At 72.0% G+C, this 15814-nt stretch carries 15 protein-coding genes; 8 read left to right on the top strand and 7 right to left on the bottom strand.

Features of this window, described 5'->3' with window-relative positions; all coding sequences use genetic code 11:
* Nucleotides 1–368: 368 nt before the first annotated feature.
* Complete coding sequence (gene rnk / locus ABE438_RS16705; RefSeq protein ID WP_346503789.1) at nucleotides 369–776, top strand: nucleoside diphosphate kinase regulator; 408 nt, start codon at nucleotides 369–371, stop codon at nucleotides 774–776.
* 7 nt (nucleotides 777–783) lie between these two features.
* On the opposite strand, the gene ABE438_RS16700 is transcribed toward rnk, so the two are convergent.
* Nucleotides 784–1860, bottom strand: coding sequence for an MBL fold metallo-hydrolase (locus ABE438_RS16700; protein ID WP_346503788.1), 1077 nt, complete (start codon nucleotides 1858–1860; stop codon nucleotides 784–786).
* Between the two features lie 171 nt (nucleotides 1861–2031).
* On the opposite strand from ABE438_RS16700, the gene ABE438_RS16695 reads away from it, so the two are divergent.
* Nucleotides 2032–2985 carry a tyrosine recombinase XerC gene (locus ABE438_RS16695; RefSeq protein ID WP_346503787.1) on the top strand — a complete coding sequence of 318 codons (954 nt, stop codon included), beginning with the start codon at nucleotides 2032–2034 and terminating at the stop codon, nucleotides 2983–2985.
* Here ABE438_RS16695 and ABE438_RS16690 read toward each other — a convergent pair.
* From ABE438_RS16690 to ABE438_RS16665, 6 genes are all read right to left on the bottom strand, one after another.
* Nucleotides 2979–3779: an SDR family NAD(P)-dependent oxidoreductase gene (locus ABE438_RS16690; protein ID WP_346503786.1), complete on the bottom strand. Its 801-nt coding sequence runs from the start codon at nucleotides 3777–3779 to the stop codon at nucleotides 2979–2981. The two genes, ABE438_RS16695 and ABE438_RS16690, sit on opposite strands and share 7 nt — an antisense overlap.
* A 19-nt stretch (nucleotides 3780–3798) precedes the next feature.
* Nucleotides 3799–5190 (bottom strand): amidase, encoded by a 1392-nt coding sequence (locus tag ABE438_RS16685; protein ID WP_346503785.1) that lies wholly within the window; start codon nucleotides 5188–5190, stop codon nucleotides 3799–3801.
* Nucleotides 5191–5233: 43 nt separating this feature from the next.
* On the bottom strand, nucleotides 5234–6094 hold the full coding sequence (locus ABE438_RS16680) for an ABC transporter permease (protein WP_346503784.1): 861 nt from the start codon (nucleotides 6092–6094) through the stop codon (nucleotides 5234–5236).
* A complete protein-coding gene (locus tag ABE438_RS16675; RefSeq protein WP_346503783.1) occupies nucleotides 6091–7038 on the bottom strand; it encodes an ABC transporter permease in 948 nt (315 codons plus the stop codon). The genes ABE438_RS16680 and ABE438_RS16675 overlap by 4 nt, the downstream gene beginning before the upstream one ends.
* A gap of 4 nt (nucleotides 7039–7042) precedes the next feature.
* On the bottom strand, nucleotides 7043–8533 hold the full coding sequence (locus ABE438_RS16670; RefSeq protein WP_346503782.1) for an ABC transporter substrate-binding protein: 1491 nt from the start codon (nucleotides 8531–8533) through the stop codon (nucleotides 7043–7045).
* 71 nt (nucleotides 8534–8604) lie between these two features.
* Nucleotides 8605–9321: a GntR family transcriptional regulator gene (locus tag ABE438_RS16665; protein ID WP_346503781.1), complete on the bottom strand. Its 717-nt coding sequence runs from the start codon at nucleotides 9319–9321 to the stop codon at nucleotides 8605–8607.
* Between the two features lie 157 nt (nucleotides 9322–9478).
* Here ABE438_RS16665 and uxaC point away from each other — a divergent pair, with 157 nt between their 5' ends.
* The 6 genes from uxaC to ABE438_RS16635 all read left to right on the top strand — a co-directional run bounded on the left by uxaC (nucleotide 9479) and on the right by ABE438_RS16635 (nucleotide 15769).
* A complete protein-coding gene (uxaC, locus tag ABE438_RS16660; protein ID WP_346503780.1) occupies nucleotides 9479–10882 on the top strand; it encodes a glucuronate isomerase in 1404 nt (467 codons plus the stop codon).
* A gap of 39 nt (nucleotides 10883–10921) precedes the next feature.
* Nucleotides 10922–11755, top strand: a complete 834-nt coding sequence (kduI, locus tag ABE438_RS16655) for a 5-dehydro-4-deoxy-D-glucuronate isomerase (protein ID WP_346503779.1) — start codon at nucleotides 10922–10924, stop codon at nucleotides 11753–11755.
* Nucleotides 11755–12519, top strand: a complete 765-nt coding sequence (gene kduD, locus ABE438_RS16650) for a 2-dehydro-3-deoxy-D-gluconate 5-dehydrogenase KduD (protein ID WP_346503778.1) — start codon at nucleotides 11755–11757, stop codon at nucleotides 12517–12519. Before kduI ends, kduD begins: the two co-directional genes overlap by 1 nt.
* Before the next feature lie 48 nt (nucleotides 12520–12567).
* Nucleotides 12568–14037: a mannitol dehydrogenase family protein gene (locus ABE438_RS16645; protein ID WP_346503777.1), complete on the top strand. Its 1470-nt coding sequence runs from the start codon at nucleotides 12568–12570 to the stop codon at nucleotides 14035–14037.
* A gap of 54 nt (nucleotides 14038–14091) precedes the next feature.
* Nucleotides 14092–14940: a transporter substrate-binding domain-containing protein gene (locus ABE438_RS16640; RefSeq protein WP_346503776.1), complete on the top strand. Its 849-nt coding sequence runs from the start codon at nucleotides 14092–14094 to the stop codon at nucleotides 14938–14940.
* A gap of 82 nt (nucleotides 14941–15022) precedes the next feature.
* Nucleotides 15023–15769: an enoyl-CoA hydratase-related protein gene (locus ABE438_RS16635; RefSeq protein WP_346503775.1), complete on the top strand. Its 747-nt coding sequence runs from the start codon at nucleotides 15023–15025 to the stop codon at nucleotides 15767–15769.
* Nucleotides 15770–15814 lie beyond the last annotated feature (45 nt).

The following is a 15814-nucleotide window of genomic DNA, read 5'->3' as shown; positions in this document are numbered from 1 at the left end:
GTCCGTTAAGCATAGGCGCAGCCCGGCTGCGGATCAATCGGCGACGAAGCTGACCCAGCGTCGCCATGCGCGTGGCGTCGGCTCTTCCGGTGGGGGTAGCCTTACTGTCGGCTTGACAGTCGCGCGGGACGACCCAAGTCTAGGCGCATGACGACGAAGCGCCACCTCGTGTTCCGGATCGCACCGATCGCGGAATTCTAGCCCCGGACTCCGGCCATGCGCCCCGAGTTGCGGGGTGCCGTCCTCTCTGCCGTCCGGGCAGGCGAGACGCCGACAGGCGCAAGTTCCCTCATTTCGAGCACCCTCATCGAGACGATGCCGGCCCAGGCACGGGCCGGTCGTCTCATTCCCAGGACAAGACCAAGGCAATGACCCAGAAGCCCCCGCGCAAGCCCAAGATCGTCGTCAGCGAACTCGATCACGAGCGGCTGAGCAGCCTCGCCACCGCCGCCCAGGAGCGCATCCCCGAGGTCGCGGACGAATTGTTGGCCGAGATGGACCGCGCCCGCATCGTCGCCGCCAAGCAGGTGCCGGCCGACGTGGTGCGCATGGGCTCCTTCGTCACCTTCGCCTCCGACAACGCCGCGGCGCGCCGGGTGCAGCTGGTCTATCCGGGCGAGGCCGACATCGAGCAGGGCCGCATCTCGATCCTGACGCCGATCGGCACCGCCCTGATCGGGCTCGCCGCCGGCCAGTCGATCGCCTGGACGGCGCGCGACGGCAAGACGCACACGCTGACCGTCACCACGGTCGAGCCGCCGCCGCAGGCCAGCTGAGCGGCACTCAGGCTTCGGCCCGCGCCAGCGGGCCGGGGCCGACCTTCATCACCCCGCCCTCCGGCTCGGCCCAGGCCAGCTCGCCCAGCGCCAGCATCGCGTTCACATGCGCGAAGACCTCGCTGAAGGCGAAGCTGAGCTGGTGCGGATCGAGCGGGCGGGTGAACATCACCGGCACCAGCTCGGCGACCGAACAGGGCCGCCGCGCCACCGCCCCGGCGATCAGCCGGCAGCGCTCGGCATGATGCGCCACGAGCTGCCCGCAGCGCGCCGCCAGCCCGCGGAAGGGCAGCTGGTGACCGGGCAGCACCAGCGTGTCGTCGGGAATCTGCCGCGGCAGCGCCCGCAGCGAGCGCAGATAGAGCCCGAGCGGATCGCCCTGCGGCTCCACCGCCCAGACGCTGATATTCGGCGTGATCTTCGCCAGCACCTGGTCGGCCGCGAGAAAGATCCCGGCCTCGGGGCAGTGGAACATCAATTGCTCGGGCGCGTGGCCGTCGCCCGAGAGCACATGCACCGCGCGCCCGCCGATGCGCAGCACGTCGCCCTCCACGACGCGGGTGAAGGTCGGCGGCAGCGGCGTCACCATGCGCAGATAGCCATGGCCGAGCGTCGCGACGAGATCGGTGATCTCGCGCGCCAGCCCGTGGCGCAGATAGAAGTCGCGATAGACCGGCGCCTCGAGCGAGCCCGGGCTCTGCGAGATGGTCAGGCAGCTGAGATAGCTGGTCTGGCTGGTCGCAAGCGGCAGGTCGAAGCGCTCCTGCAGCCAGCCGGCCAGCCCGATATGGTCGGGATGGTGATGCGTCACGAACAGCCGGGTCAGCCGGCGCCCGGCGAGCGGACCGGCGGTCAGCGCCAGCCAGGCCTGCCGGGTCGCCTCGTCGCCGATGCCGGTATCGATCACGGCATAGCCGTCTTCGTCCTCCAGCAGGTAGATGTTGACGTGGTCGAGCCGGAAGGGCAGCGCGACGCGGGCCCAGAGCACGCCCGGCGCCACGGTGACGACCTCGCCCGCTGCCGGCGGCTCGGGAAAGGGAAAGACGAGGTCCGGGCTGGCGCTGGCAGGCGAGGCGGCTGGCAAGGCGGGCATCTCCGACGGGACGTTTCCCCCAGTCCTAGCAGGCGCGGCCGCGGCGCGGTACGCATCACGGCACATGGCGCCGGGCCGCCGGCGAAGAGCCCTTGTTAAGCGCTCGCGCCCACAATCGTCCCCGCAATCGCACCCGCAACCGCAAGGCGAGGCCCCGAGGCCGTGACCGATTTCGAGGCGCTGAAACAGGACTGGCTCGGCCATCTGCGCCATGAGCGCCGGCTCTCGCCGAAGACGCTCGAGGCCTATGCCCGCGATCTCGGCCAGTTCACCGGCTTCCTGCGCGGGCATCTCGACGCGGAGCCGACGCTGGCGGCGCTGCGCGCCCTCAAGCCCGCCGATCTGCGCGCTTTCCTCGGCAGCCGCCGCCGCGACGGCGCCGGCAACCGCACGCTGATGCGCCAGCTCGCGGCGCTGCGCTCGTTCGCCCGCTTCGGCGAGCGCAGCGGGGCGCTCAGCGCCGCCGCCTTCGCCGCGACGCGGGGGCCGCGCCTCGGCAGGGGCCTGCCGCGCCCGCTCGACGCCGGCGCCGCCACCGCCGTGACCCGCGCCGACAGCCGCGCCGGCGAGGACCGACCCGACTGGGTGCTGGCCCGCGACGCAGCCGTGCTCTCCTTGCTCTACGGCAGCGGGCTGCGCATCTCCGAGGCGCTCGGGCTCCGGCGCTCGCAGGCGCCGGCCGGGCCCGGCGAGGCGCTGACCGTGCTCGGCAAGGGCGGCAAGACCCGCATGGTGCCGGTGCTGCCGGTGGTGGTCGCGGCGATCGACGCCTATCTGGCGCAATGCCCCTGGCGGCTGGCGCCGGAAGGGCCGCTCTTCGTCGGCGTGCGTGGAGGCGCGCTCTCGCCGCGCATCATCCAGCTCGCCGTCGAGGGACTGCGCGGCGCGCTCGGCCTGCCGGCCAGCGCCACGCCGCATGCGCTGCGCCATTCCTTCGCGACGCATCTGCTCGGCCGCGGCGGCGATCTGCGCGCCATCCAGGAACTGCTCGGCCACGCCTCGCTCTCGACGACGCAGATCTACACCCGCATCGATTCGGCGCGGCTGCTGGCGGCCTATGACGCCGCCCATCCCCGCGCGGCGGGAGCGGCCCGCCGGCCCGATGCGCCTCAGTAGTGGATGACGCCGCGCGTGCCGCCGCCGCAGGCGATGGCGTCGCCGCTGATCGCCACCGAGCGTGGAGAGGCCAGGAAGGCGACGACGTCTGCGACCTCGGCCGCATCGACCAGCCGGCCGATCGAGATGCCCTCCCCCATGCGCCGCTCGATGTCGGCCGGCGCGACGCCGGCCGCCTCGGCGCGGCGCACCAGCAGCTCCGGCGTGCGCTCGGTGCGGGTGATGCCGGGATGGACCACCGTGACGTTGATCCCGCTCGGCCCGAGCTCGTCGGCGAGGTTCCGGGTCATCGCCGCCACCGCGACATTGCGGATCGAGCCGATGGTCGAGCCCGCCATGCGGGCGTTCAGCCCGCTGATGTTGACGATGCGGCCCCAGCCCTGCGCCGCCATCAGCGGCGCGACCTCGCGCGCCATGCGCAGATAGCCCATCACCTTGACGTCGACATCGTCGTAGAACAGCGCGTCGGTGATCTCGGAGAGCTTCGGCGGCTTCGCCCGGCTGGCGGGCTGGGCGGCGGCGTTGACCAGGATGTCGACCCCGCCTAGCGCCGCCACCGTGCCGGCGACCAGCGCCTTCACCGAGGCCTCGTCGCGGGTGTCGACGGTGAGCCCGACGATCCTGCGCCCGCTCTCGCTGGCCAGCTCGGCCGCGGTCGCCGCGACCGCGCCGGCGGTACGGGCCGCGACGACGAGATCGACGCCCTCCGCCGCCAGCTGCCGGGCTATCGCCCGTCCGATGCCCTTGCTGCCGCCGGTGACGATGGCGCGCTTGCCGGCGAGTTTCAGGTCCATGGCCTCATCCTTCCTCGGCTCAGGCCGCCGGCGGCGGCGGGAACGGCACCGATGCGCCGCGCAGGCTCTCCCAGGCCTGCGCCATGCGCAGCACGCCGAGATCGTCGAAGCGCCGCCCGGTGATCTGCAGGCCGATCGGCAGGCCCGAGGCGGTCATGCCGGCATGGACTGAGATCGCCGGCTGGTCCGACATATTGGCCGAGACGGTGAAGGCGATGTGCTCGAAGGGGCGGGCCGGATCGTCGATCGGCGAGGCCATCGCGGCCGGGAAGGCCGGCACCGGCGAGACCGGAGAGAGCACGTAGTCGAAGGGCGCGCAGGCGGCGACGGCCGCATGGCGCATCGCCATCATCTGGCTCATGCCGCGATAGACGCGGGCCCCGTCGAGATCGCGCCCGCCCTCGGCCCAGGCGAGGATATAGGGCAGGATTTTCGCGCGCCGCTCCGGCGGCAGCGCGCCGATATCGGCCCAGGCCCGCTGGCGCCAGAAATCGTCGAGACCGTCCAGCATCTCGCGGGTCAGGAAGGGCGCCATCGGCATGATCTCGGCCCCGGCCGCGGCGAAGCGCGCGGCAGCTTCGACGATCGCCGCGTCGACCTCCGGATCGACCGGCAGGCCGATGCCGGCCTCGCGCTGCAGGCCGATGCGCAGGCCGTGCGGACCGAGATCGAGCGCCTCCCAGGCGATCTCCTGCGGCGGCAGGCTCGTCGGGTCGCGCGCATCGGGCTTCGACAGTTCGCGCATCATCAGCGCGGCGTCGGCGACGCTGCGCGTCATCGGCCCGGCGGCGCGGCCGTAATAGGTCGGGTCGATCGGCACCCGCCCGAAGCTCGGCTTCAGGCCGACCAGCCCGCACCAGCCGGCCGGCAGGCGGATCGAGCCGCCGATATCGGTGCCGACATGGAACGGCCCGTAGCCGGCGGCGCCGGCCGCCGCCGCCCCGGCGGAGGAGCCGCCCGGATTCAGCGCGAGGTCGAACGGGTTGCGCGCCAGCGCATGGATGCTCGACAGGCCGGAGGACAGCATGCCGTAATCGGGCATCGTCGTCTTGGCGAGGATGACGCAGCCGGCCTCGCGCAGGCGCTGCGCCGGCGGCGCGTCGGCCTTGGCTGGCGTCAGCTCGGTCGCCGCGGTGCCGAGCGGCACGGGCGTGCCCTTCGTGGCGATGTTCTCCTTGATCGTGCAGGGCACGCCGTCGAGCGGCAGCGCCTCGCCGGCCCGCCAGCGCGCTTCGCTGGCTAGCGCCGCCGCCCGCGCCTCGGCCGGGTCATAGGCATAGAGCGCGCAGAGCTGCGGCTCCCAGGTCGCGATCCGGGCGATCACAGCCTCGGTCACCTCGACGGGTGAGAGGCTGCGCGCCCGGTAGGCCGCGAGCAGTTCGACGGCGCTGAGATCGGCGGGATCGCTCATGGCGGGCCTTTCGCGGTCATGGCGCGTCGCGCTCCACCAAGGCTCAGGCGCGCGAGCGGCGCGTGCGCGGATCGACCGCGTCGCGCAGCCCGTCGCCGAGCAGGTTGAAGGCGAGCACCGAGAGCGCGATCGCCGCGCCCGGGAAGATGGCGAGCCAGGGCTGGTCCGCCATGAAGGTCTGGGCCTCGTTGAGCATCCGTCCCCAGGAGGGGGCCGGCGGCTGGGTGCCGAGGCCGAGATAGGACAGCCCCGCCTCGGCGAGGATGGCGAGCGCGAACTGGATCGTCGCCTGCACCACCAGCACGCCGGCGATGTTGGGCAGGATGTGGACGCGGGTGATCGTCGCCTCGCTCAGGCCCGCCGCGCGCGCCGCCTGGACATAGTCGAGCTGGCGGCATTGCAGCGCGGCGCCGCGGGCGAGCCGCGCGAAATAGGGCAGGCTGTAGAGCCCGATCGCGATCACCGCATTGTGCATGCCCGGCCCCCAGACGGCGCCGATCATGATCGCCGAGAGCACGGCCGGAAAGGCCAGGCTGAAATCGGCGGCGCGCATCACCAGATGGTCGAGCAGCCCGTCGCGCCGGCGCGAGGCGGCGAGCCCGAGCGCCGTGCCGACGAGCAGCGCGATGCCGACCGCGCCCAGCCCGACCGCCAGCGAATTGCGCGCGCCGACCATGATCATCGAGAAGACGTCGCGGCCGAACTGGTCGGTGCCGAACCAGTGCTCGGCGGAGGGCGGGCGCAGGCGCTTGAGGATCGCCATCTGCGTCGGCTCGTAGGGCGTCCAGACGAAGGAGACCAGCGCCAGCGCCACCACCAGCGCCGCCAGCGTGGCGCCGATCAGCAGCGACGGCCCGGCCCACCCGCGGCGCCCGCGCGGCAAGGAAGCGGAAGGCCCCCTCACGTCGCCTGCCTCAGCCGCGGGTCGATCAGCCCGTAGAGCAGCTCGACCACGAAGTTCAGCGCCACCACCAGCGCGCAGAACAGCATGACGAGGTCCTTGACCACGATCAGGTCGTGCTGGGCGATCGACTGGAAGACCAGCCGGCCGAGCCCCGGCAGCGCGAAGACGTTCTCGATGATGATGGCGCCGGCCAGCAGCACCGAGAATTGCAGGCCCAGCACCGTCACCACCGGAATCAGCGCATTGCGCAGCACATGGCGGCGCAGCACCCGGCGCCGGCTGACGCCCTTGGCGCGGGCGGTGCGGACATAGTCCTCCTGCATGGTCTCGAGCATGGCCGAGCGCGTCACGCGCGCCAGGATCGCCGCCTGCGGCAGGGCGAGCGCCAGCGCCGGCAGCAGCAGCGCCTTCAGTGCCGGCCCAGCCCCGCCCTCCCAGCCGGGGAAGCCGCCGGCCGGCAGCCAGCCGGCGCCGATCGCGAAGAGCAGCACCAGCAGCAGGCCGAACCAGAAATTCGGGATGGCGAGGCCGAGCTGGGCGAAGACCATCACCGCCGCGTCGCCCGCCCTGTTGTGATGCGCGGCGGCGAGCGCGCCGAGCGGGATGCCGATGGCGCAGGCCAGCAGGATCGCGAAACTGGCGAGCGGCAGCGTCACCGCCATGCGCTCGCCGATCAGCTGCGTCACCGGCACGCGATAGGTGTAGGACAGGCCGAGATCGCCGGTGAGCATCCCGCCGATCCAGGCCAGGAAGCGCAGCGGCGCCGGCCGGTCCAGCCCCATCTCGGTGCGCAGCGCCGCCAGCGCCTCGGGCGCCGCGTTGAGGCCGAGCGTCACCGCCGCCGGATCGCCCGGCAGGATCTCCAGCACCAGGAAGATCACCAGCGCCGCGACCAGCAGGGTCGCGGCGAGGGAGACGAGCCGGCGCAGCAGGTAGCCGCTCATCGCCTCAGCGCCAGCGCACCCCGGCGAGCGGCGTCATCGGCAGCGGCCAGTCGGTCCACATTCCGTCGAGATCGGCGCGGGTCACGGTGATCTTCGGCAGGATGAACAGGAAGCCGTTGACAGCATCGCGCGGCAGCATGCGCTGGGCGTCGCCATAGAGCCGGTTGCGCTCGCCGTCGTCGACTGTGCCGTCGATGCGCTGCATCAGCGCCTTGAACTCCGGGTTGCGGTACTGGAAGTAGTAGTCGTCGCGGGCGTAGTTGCCGATGTCGAGCGGCTCGGTATGCGAGATGATCGTCATGTCGAAGTCGCGCCCCCGGAAGACCCGCTCCAGCCATTGCGGGAATTCGAGCGGCTCGATCTTGGCGACGATGCCGATCTGCGCCAGCAGCGCCGCGACGATCTCGCCGCCGCGCCGCGCATAGGCCGGTGGCGGCAGGCGCAGCGTGCAGGTGAAGCCGTTGGGGTGCCCGGCCTGGGCCAGCAGCGCCTTGGCCTTGGCCAGGTCGTGGGGATAGGTGCCGGTCAGGTCGACATAGGCCGGGTGCATCGGCGAGAAATGGCTGCCGATCAGGTCGACCTCGAAGCCGAACACACCGAGCGCGATGGTCTTGCGATCGAGCGCATGCGAGATCGCCTGGCGCACCCGGAGATCGTCGAAAGGCGGCTTGGCGTTGTTCATGGCGAGGATGGTCTCGCCCTCGGTGCGCCCGATCGTGACCTTGAGCTTGCTGTCGGATTGCAGCTGCTTGATCGATTCCGGCGCCGAGAGATTGGTGAAGGCGTCGATGTCGCCGGCCCTCAGCGCCGCGACCTGCGCCTGCGGATCCGAGATGAAGCGGAAGACCGCCTTGGCCAGCGCCGGCTTCTCACCCCAGTATTCGTCGTTGCGGGCGAATTCGATGCGGTCGCCGCGGTTCCAGCGCACGAAGCGGTAGGGGCCGGTGCCGACCGGCTTTGTCTTGTTGTCGGCCGCCGTGGCGGGGGAGACGATCACCGCATCGCCCCAGGCCAGCCCGTAGAGGAAGTTCGCGGTCGGCTGCTTCAGCCGGATCGTCACCGTCACCGGGTCGGGCGTCTCGATCGCCGCGATCGGCGTGAAGATCCAGCGCTGGGCGTTGGTGGAGTCGGGCGCGGTCGCGCGCTCGAAGGAGAACTTCACATGCCTGGAGGAGAAGGGCTCCCCGTCATGGAAGCGGATGTTCGGGCGCAGCTTGAAGGTGTAGCTCACCTTGTCGTCGGCGAGCGTCCAGCTCTCGGCCAGCCCCGGCACCAGGGCGCCGGTGCGGTCCATCGCCACCAGCCCCTCGAACAGGTTCTGCAGCACCACCTCGCGGATCGCCTGCGCGGCACCGGAGGTCGGGTCGAGCGTCGGCGGCTCGAGCGTCATGCCGATGGTGACGCCGTCGCGCGCCTGCGCCAGCGCGACCAGGGGCAGCTGAGAGGCGATGGCCGCGAGCCCCGCTCCGGCCAGTAGGTTGCGCCGCGTCGTCATTGGTCCGCCTCCCTGCGTTCGCGGCAGGATGGCGCCGGAGCCGGCGCGAAGGCAAGCGCCCGCGCCGCGGCTCAGACGAAGTAATGGGGATGGCTGCGGCGCAGCGCCGCGAGATCGGGCACCAGCGTGCCGAGATGGCGCTCCATCGCCGCCTGCGCCGGCGCGACCTCGCCGGCCGCGATCGCCGCGAGGATGGCGCCGTGCTCGGCGATCACCGCCGCCATCCGGCCCGGCACCGGCAGCGTCATGCGCCGGCAGCGGTCGATCTGGCTCTTGGCGGCCTGCGCGATCTTCCAGACGCCGGGATGCCCCGCCGCCTCGGCGAGCGCGGCGTGGAAATCCTCGTCGGCCAGGTGGAAGCCCTCCTGGTCGCCGGCGGCGCAGCGCTCCTGCTGGCGCGCGATCGTCGCCTCGGCGCGGCGCAGATCGATCTCGCCCGGCCGCTCGGCCAGCCGCGCCACGGTGGCCGATTCCAGCGTCTGGCGGATGAACACCGCCTCGGGGACCGCCGCGGCCGGAATGCGCGCGACGAAGGTGCCGGCCTGCGGGAAGATCTCGACCAGCCCCTCCTCGCGCAGCTTGATCAGCGCTTCGCGCACCGGGGTGCGGCTGACGCCGAAGCGCTCGGTCAGCTCCTTCTCGGCGATCGGCGTGCCCGGCAGGCTCGCCATGGCGAGGATGTCGCGCCTCAGCGCCTCGCGCACCCGCGTCGCCGCGCTGGGCTGGGCCGCCTGCGCCGCGCCCGCCGGCAGGCGCCGGTCGCGCGCCGGCTGCGGGCTCTCGCTCACTGGCCGTTCCGGCATCGTCCCATCCTCGCCATGCTCGCATGCCCATCGTCAGGCCCGCCCAAGCGGCGGCGGCTGTCTTTGACAGTCTAATATATTAGTATATTGAGCTTGTGGAGTCGCCGCCGTCGATGCGGCGCCAGTTCAGGATACGCACGCGATGCTGCTGCACGATGATCGCCTCCTTCCCGCGGAACCGGTGACGCGCGGCATCGCGCGACGCCTCTACGGCCATGTCCGCGACCTGCCGATCATCTCGCCGCACGGCCATACCGACCCGCGCTGGTACGCCGAGGACCTGCCCTTCCCCGATCCCGCGACCCTGTTCGTCAAGCCGGACCACTACATCTTCCGGATGCTCTATTCGCAGGGCATCCCGCTGGAGAAGCTCGGCATCGCCCGCAAGGACGGCGGCAAGGTCGAGACCGATCCGCGCGCGATCTGGAAGCTGTTCGCCAGCCACTGGCACCTGTTTCGCGGCACGCCGACGCGGCTGTGGTTCGAGCACGCGGCCTCGACCATCTTCGGCATCACCGAGCGCCTCTCGGCCGAGAGCGCCGACCGGATCTACGACCGCATCGCCGAGAAGCTGAGCGACGAGGCGATGCGCCCGCGCGCTCTGTTCGAGCGCTTCAACATCGAGGCGATCGCCACCACCGAGGGCGCGCTCGATCCCTTGAAATGGCACGACATGATCCGTGACTCCGGCTGGGGCGGCAAGGTCGTCACCGCCTACCGGCCCGACGGCATAGTGGATCCCGAGTTCGAGGGCTTCGCCGACAATCTGCACGCGCTCGGCGAACTGACCGGCGAGGACACCGCCAGCTGGACCGGCTATCTCGAGGCCCACCGCAAGCGTCGCGCCTATTTCATCGCCCGCGGCGCCACCTCCTCCGACCATGGCCACGCCACGGCCCGCACCGCCAATCTCAGCCAGGGCGAGTGCGAGAAGCTGTTCGCCAAGATCCTCAAGGGCAAGTTCAGCGCCGCCGACGCCGATCTCTTCCGCGGCCAGATGCTGACCGAGATGGCGAAGATGAGCCTGGACGACGGGCTGGTCCTGCAGATCCATCCCGGCTCCTTCCGCAACCACAACCCGGCGCTGTTCGAGGCCTTCGGCCGCGACATGGGCTGCGACATCCCGCGCGGCGTCGACTTCGTCTCCGATCTGAAGCCGCTGCTCGACGCGGTCGGCAACGAGAAGAACCTGACGGTGATCGCCTTCACCCTCGACGAGACGGTGTATTCGCGCGAGCTGGCGCCGCTCGCCGGGCATTATCCGGCGCTGAAGCTCGGGCCGGGCTGGTGGTTCCTCGACGCGCCCGAGGCGATGCTGCGCTTCCGCGAGCTGACCACCGAGACCGCCGGCTTCTACAACACGGTCGGCTTCAACGACGACACGCGCGCCTATCTCTCGATCCCGGCGCGCCACGACGTCGCCCGCCGCATCGACTGCCACTACCTGGCGAAGCTGGTCGCCGAGCACCGGCTCGACGAGGACGAGGCCGCCGAGGTCGCCCACGACCTCGCCTACCGGCTGGCCAAGGAAGCCTACCGGCTCTGACGGTGCCGGCCCGGCGGCGATGACGATAGGAACGGTGCCATGATCGACGAACGCCAATGCGCCCATCCGCGCGACGTCCGCCATTACGACACCGAGCAGCTGCGCGCCGACTTCCTGGTCGAACGCATCTTCGTGCCGGGCGAGGTGGCGCTGACCTACAGCCATTACGACCGCATGGTCATCGGCGGCGCCATGCCGCTTTCGGCGCCGCTGGCGCTGCCGCCCTGCCCGCCCGCCGGCACGCCCTTCTTCCTGGCGCGGCGCGAACTCGGCGTGATCAATCTCGGCGGGCCGGGCAGCGTCACGGTCGACGGCGAGCGCTTTTCCCTGCCCCGGCTCGACGCGCTCTATGTCGGGCTGGGCGCCCGCGAGGTCATCTTCGCCAGTGAGAACGCGGCTGCGCCGGCGAAATTCTACCTGACCAGCGCGCCCGCCCATCGCGAGGCGCCGCACCAGCTGATCCGCCAGCAGGACGCGAACACGCTGCATCTCGGCGCCGCCGAGACCGCGAACAGGCGCACCATCCGCCAATACGTCATGCCCGACACCACCGGCACCAACCAGCTCGTCATGGGCATGACCACGCTGGAGGCCGGCTCGGTCTGGAACTCCATGCCCTGCCACACCCATACCCGGCGCATGGAGGCCTATCTCTATGTCGACCTCGACCCGGCGCACCGGGTCTTCCATTTCATGGGAGAGCCGCAGCAGACCCGCCATATCCTCGTCGCCAACGAGCAGGCGGTGATCTCGCCGAACTGGTCGATCCATTGCGGCTGCGGCACCTCGAACTATGCCTTCGTCTGGGCGATGGCCGGCGACAACGTCACCTTCACCGACATGGACCAGGCCCCCGTGGAGACGCTGCGCTGATGACCGACCGCTCTCCCTTCTCGCTCGCCGGCCGCAGCGCGCTTGTGACCGGCGCCAATACCGGGATCGGCCAGGGCATCGCGGTCGCGCTCGCCCGGGCCGGCGCCACCGTGGTCGCGGCCGGGCGCTCGGCCATGGACGAGACGCTGGCGCAGGTGACGCAGGCCGGCGGCACCGGCCACGCGCTGCGCGTCGACCTGCAGGAAGCCGGCATCGCCGCGCGCGTCGTGGCGGAGGCGGCCGCGCTCGCCGGCCCGCTCGACATCCTGGTCAACAATGCCGGCATCATCCGCCGCGCCGACGCGCTCGATTTCTCCGAGAGCGACTGGGACGAGGTGATGAACCTCAACCTCAAGGCGAACTTCTTCCTGGCGCAGGCCTTCGCCAGGGCGGCGCTGGCGGAGCGGCGCGGCGGGCGCATCGTCAACATCGCCTCGCTGCTCTCGATCCAGGGCGGCATCCGCGTCGCCTCCTACACCGCCAGCAAGAGCGGGCTGGCCGGGCTGACGCGGCTGCTCGCCAATGAATGGGCGCCGCACGGCATCAATGTGAACGCCATCGCGCCCGGCTATGTCGAGACCAACAACACCCAGGCCCTGCGCGAGGACCCGGCACGCAGCGCCGCCATTCTGGCCCGCATCCCGGCCGGGCGCTGGGGCAACCCCTCCGATATCGGCGGCGCCGCCGTCTTCCTGGCGAGCGACGCCGCCGCTTACGTCCATGGCGCGATCCTGCCCGTGGACGGCGGCTGGCTCGCCCGCTGACACCAACCCGCCTTCCGCCTTTCAGTCTCCCGCCCGCGAGGTCTTCCCGTGACGCGCCTGTCCGACGCCACCCTGCACGGCCTGCCGGCCGCCATCCGCCGCCCCGGCTACCAGCGCGCCGCGCTGGAGCAGGGCATCGTCCATCTCGGGCTCGGCGCCTTCGCCCGCGCCCATCTCTGCGAGTTCACCGACGATGCGCTCGCGGTCGAGGCCGGGGCCTGGGGCATCACCGGCGCCAGCCTGCAGCGGCCCGACCAGCGCGACCGCCTCGCCCCGCAGGACGGGCTCTACACCTTCCTGAAGCGCGCGCCCTCCGGCCCGGAGCTGCGCGTCATCGGCTCGGTGCGCAGCGTCATGGTCGCGCCCGAGGATCCCGGCGCGCTGGTCGCCCGGCTCGCGGCGGCGCAGACCCGCATCGTCTCGCTGACCGTCACCGAGAAGGGCTATTGCCACGATCCGGCGACGGGGCGGCTCAGGGCCGACCATCCCGACATCGTCCACGACCTCGCCAATCCGCAGGCGCCGCGCTCGGCGATCGGGCTGATCGTCGCGGCGCTGGCGCTGCGCAAGGCGGAGCGACTGGCCCCCTTCACCGCGCTGAGCTGCGACAACCTCCCGCATAACGGCCGGGTGCTCGCCGGGCTGGTGCAGGATTTCGCGGCGCTGCGCGACGACAGGCTGGCGGCCTGGATCGCGGCGAACGGCGCCTTCCCCTCGACCATGGTCGACCGCATCGTACCGGCCACCACGGACGCCGACATCGCCGAGGTCGCCGGCCTGCTCGGGCTCGACGACGCCGCCCCGGTGATCGGCGAGCCCTTCCGGCAATGGGCGGTGGAGGACGTCTTCACCCTCGGCCGCCCGCGCTGGGACGCGGTCGGCGCGCAGATGGTCTCGGAGGTCGCACCCTTCGAGTTCATGAAGCTGCGCATGCTCAACGGCGCGCATTCCTGCCTGGCCTATCTCGGCTATCTCGCCGGCCACGAGACGGTGGCGCAGGCCAGCGGCGATCCCGTCCTGGCGCGCTTCCTCGGCGGTTTCTGGCAGGAGGTCGCCCCCACCGTGCCGGCGCCGCAGGGCGTCAACCTCGACATCTATGCCGGCGAGCTGCTGGCGCGCTTCCGCAATCCGGCGATCCGCCACCGCACCTGGCAGATCGCCATGGACGGCTCGCAGAAGCTGCCGCAGCGCCTGCTCGGCACCATCCGCGACCGGCTGAAGGCCGACGCGCCGATTGCGCATCTGGCGCTCGGCGTCGCCGCCTGGATGGCCTATGTCGCCGGCACCGACGAGCGGGGCCAGCCGATCGACGTGCGCGACCCGCTCAGCCCCGAATTCGCCGCCCGCGCCGCGCAGGCCGGCCGCGACGCCGGCCGCCTGTCGCAGGCGCTGCTCGGCATCGGCGCGATCTTCGGCGACGACCTGCCGCGCGAGCCGCGCTTCACCGCCGCGGTCGAGCGCCATCTCGCCGGCCTGTTCGACAAGGGCGCCGCGGCGACGGCAGCCGCGCTCGGCTGAGCGCGCGGCGGGGCCGCTCTTGATCCCGGGCCCGCACTGGCGCCAGATGCCGGCATGATCGCCCGCTTCGCGAACGCCCTGGCCCGCTTTGCGCTGGCGGCCCTGCTGCTCCTGCCCGCCGCAGGCGCCCGCGCGGCGCCCGGCTATGTCGTGCCAAACTACTGGGACCCGAGCGTCAGGGTCGAGCGGCCGGATCTCGGCCCGCCGCGGGTGGTGCGCTTCCTCACCGACGACGAGTTCCCGCCGCTGCATTTCGCCGCGCCGGAAGGCGGGCTGACCGGGTTCTCGGTCGAGCTCGCCCGCGCCGTCTGCGAGAAGCTGGCGCTGACCTGCACCATCCAGGCGCGGCGCTTCGACACGCTGCTCGACTCGCTGGCGGAAGGGCGCGGCGACGTGCTGGCCGCCGCCATCCCGGTGACGCAGGCGCTGCGCAGCCGCTTCGCCGCCAGCCATCTCTATCACCGCTTCCCGGCGCGCTTCCTGACGACGCGCGGCAATGCCGCCCCCGAACTCGACCTGCCGGCGCTGCAAGGCAAGCGCGTCGCCGTCGTCGCGGGCACCGCGCACCAGGCCTTCCTCGAGCGGCTGGCGCCCTTCGTGCAGCGCCGCGAGGTGCCGGGCCTGCCGGCTGCGCTGGCGCTGCTGCGCAGCGGCGACGCCGAATACGTCTTCGCCGACGGCATGGCGCTGTCGCTGCTGCTGGCCGCGCCCGGCGGGGCCGACTTCGCCTTCGCCGGCGGCCCCTATCTCGAATCGCATTATTTCGGCGACGGCATCGCCTTCCTGGTGCGCAAGGACGACCTCGTCCTGAAGCGCGCCATCGACTTCGCCCTGCAAGCGCTGCACGACGACGGCAGCTATGCCCGCCTGTTCATCCGCTTCTTCCCGGTGAGCCCGTTCTGAGCCGGGCGCTTCCTTGACCCTGGCCGGCGCCTCGCCCATCGTCCGCGGCGACCGACGCCGAGAACGAGCGAGCCGAGCCGCCATGTCCGAGACCGTGCTGAGCGAAACCGTCGCCGAGGGCGTCCGCCGCATCACCATGAACCGGCCCGACCGCCGCAACGCCCTCGACCGCGCCAGCTACCGGGCGCTGATCGACGCGCTCGCCGAGGCCGAGGCCGCGTCCGACATCCGCGCCATCGTGCTCACCGGGGCCGGCGGCTGCTTCACCAGCGGCAACGACATCAAGGACTTCGCCGCCGCCGGCGCCGCGATCCCGCGCGTCGCCATCGACTTCCTCGAGGCGATCTCGACGGCGCGCAAGCCGATCGTCGCCGCGGTCGAGGGCTTCGCGGTCGGCATCGGCACCACCATGCTGCTGCATTGCGACCTCGCCTTCGCCGGGCGCGGCGCCAGCTTCCGCCTGCCCTTCGTCACGCTCGGCCTCTGCCCGGAGGGCGGCTCGAGCTATCTGATGCCGCTGGTCGCAGGCCCGAAGAAGGCGGCCGAGCTCCTGATGCTGGGCGAGGCCTTCGATGCGCAGGCGGCGCTGGAGGCAGGCCTGCTCAACGCGGTGACCGAGGAGGGCGAGGCGCTCGGAATCGCGACGCGCAAGGCCGCGGCGCTCGCCGCCCTGCCGCCGGAATCGATCGCGCTGACCAAGGCGCTGCTCAAGCGCGGCGGCGCCGCCGCCGTCGCCGAGACCATCGCGACCGAAGCCCGCCATTTTGGCGAGCGGCTGGTCTCGGCCGAAGCGCAGGCGGCCTTCGCGGCTTTTCTCGGCCGGCGCTGAGAGGCCGCGCCCGCGGCTGCGGCAGGCCGCGCGCAGAGCGTCCTC

The organism is Allobosea sp. TWI1241 (genome assembly GCF_039673065.1).
Classification (GTDB): domain Bacteria; phylum Pseudomonadota; class Alphaproteobacteria; order Rhizobiales; family Beijerinckiaceae; genus Allobosea.
Note: the sequence above shows the minus strand (reverse complement) of the source record. Positions and strands in the feature narration are given on the sequence as shown.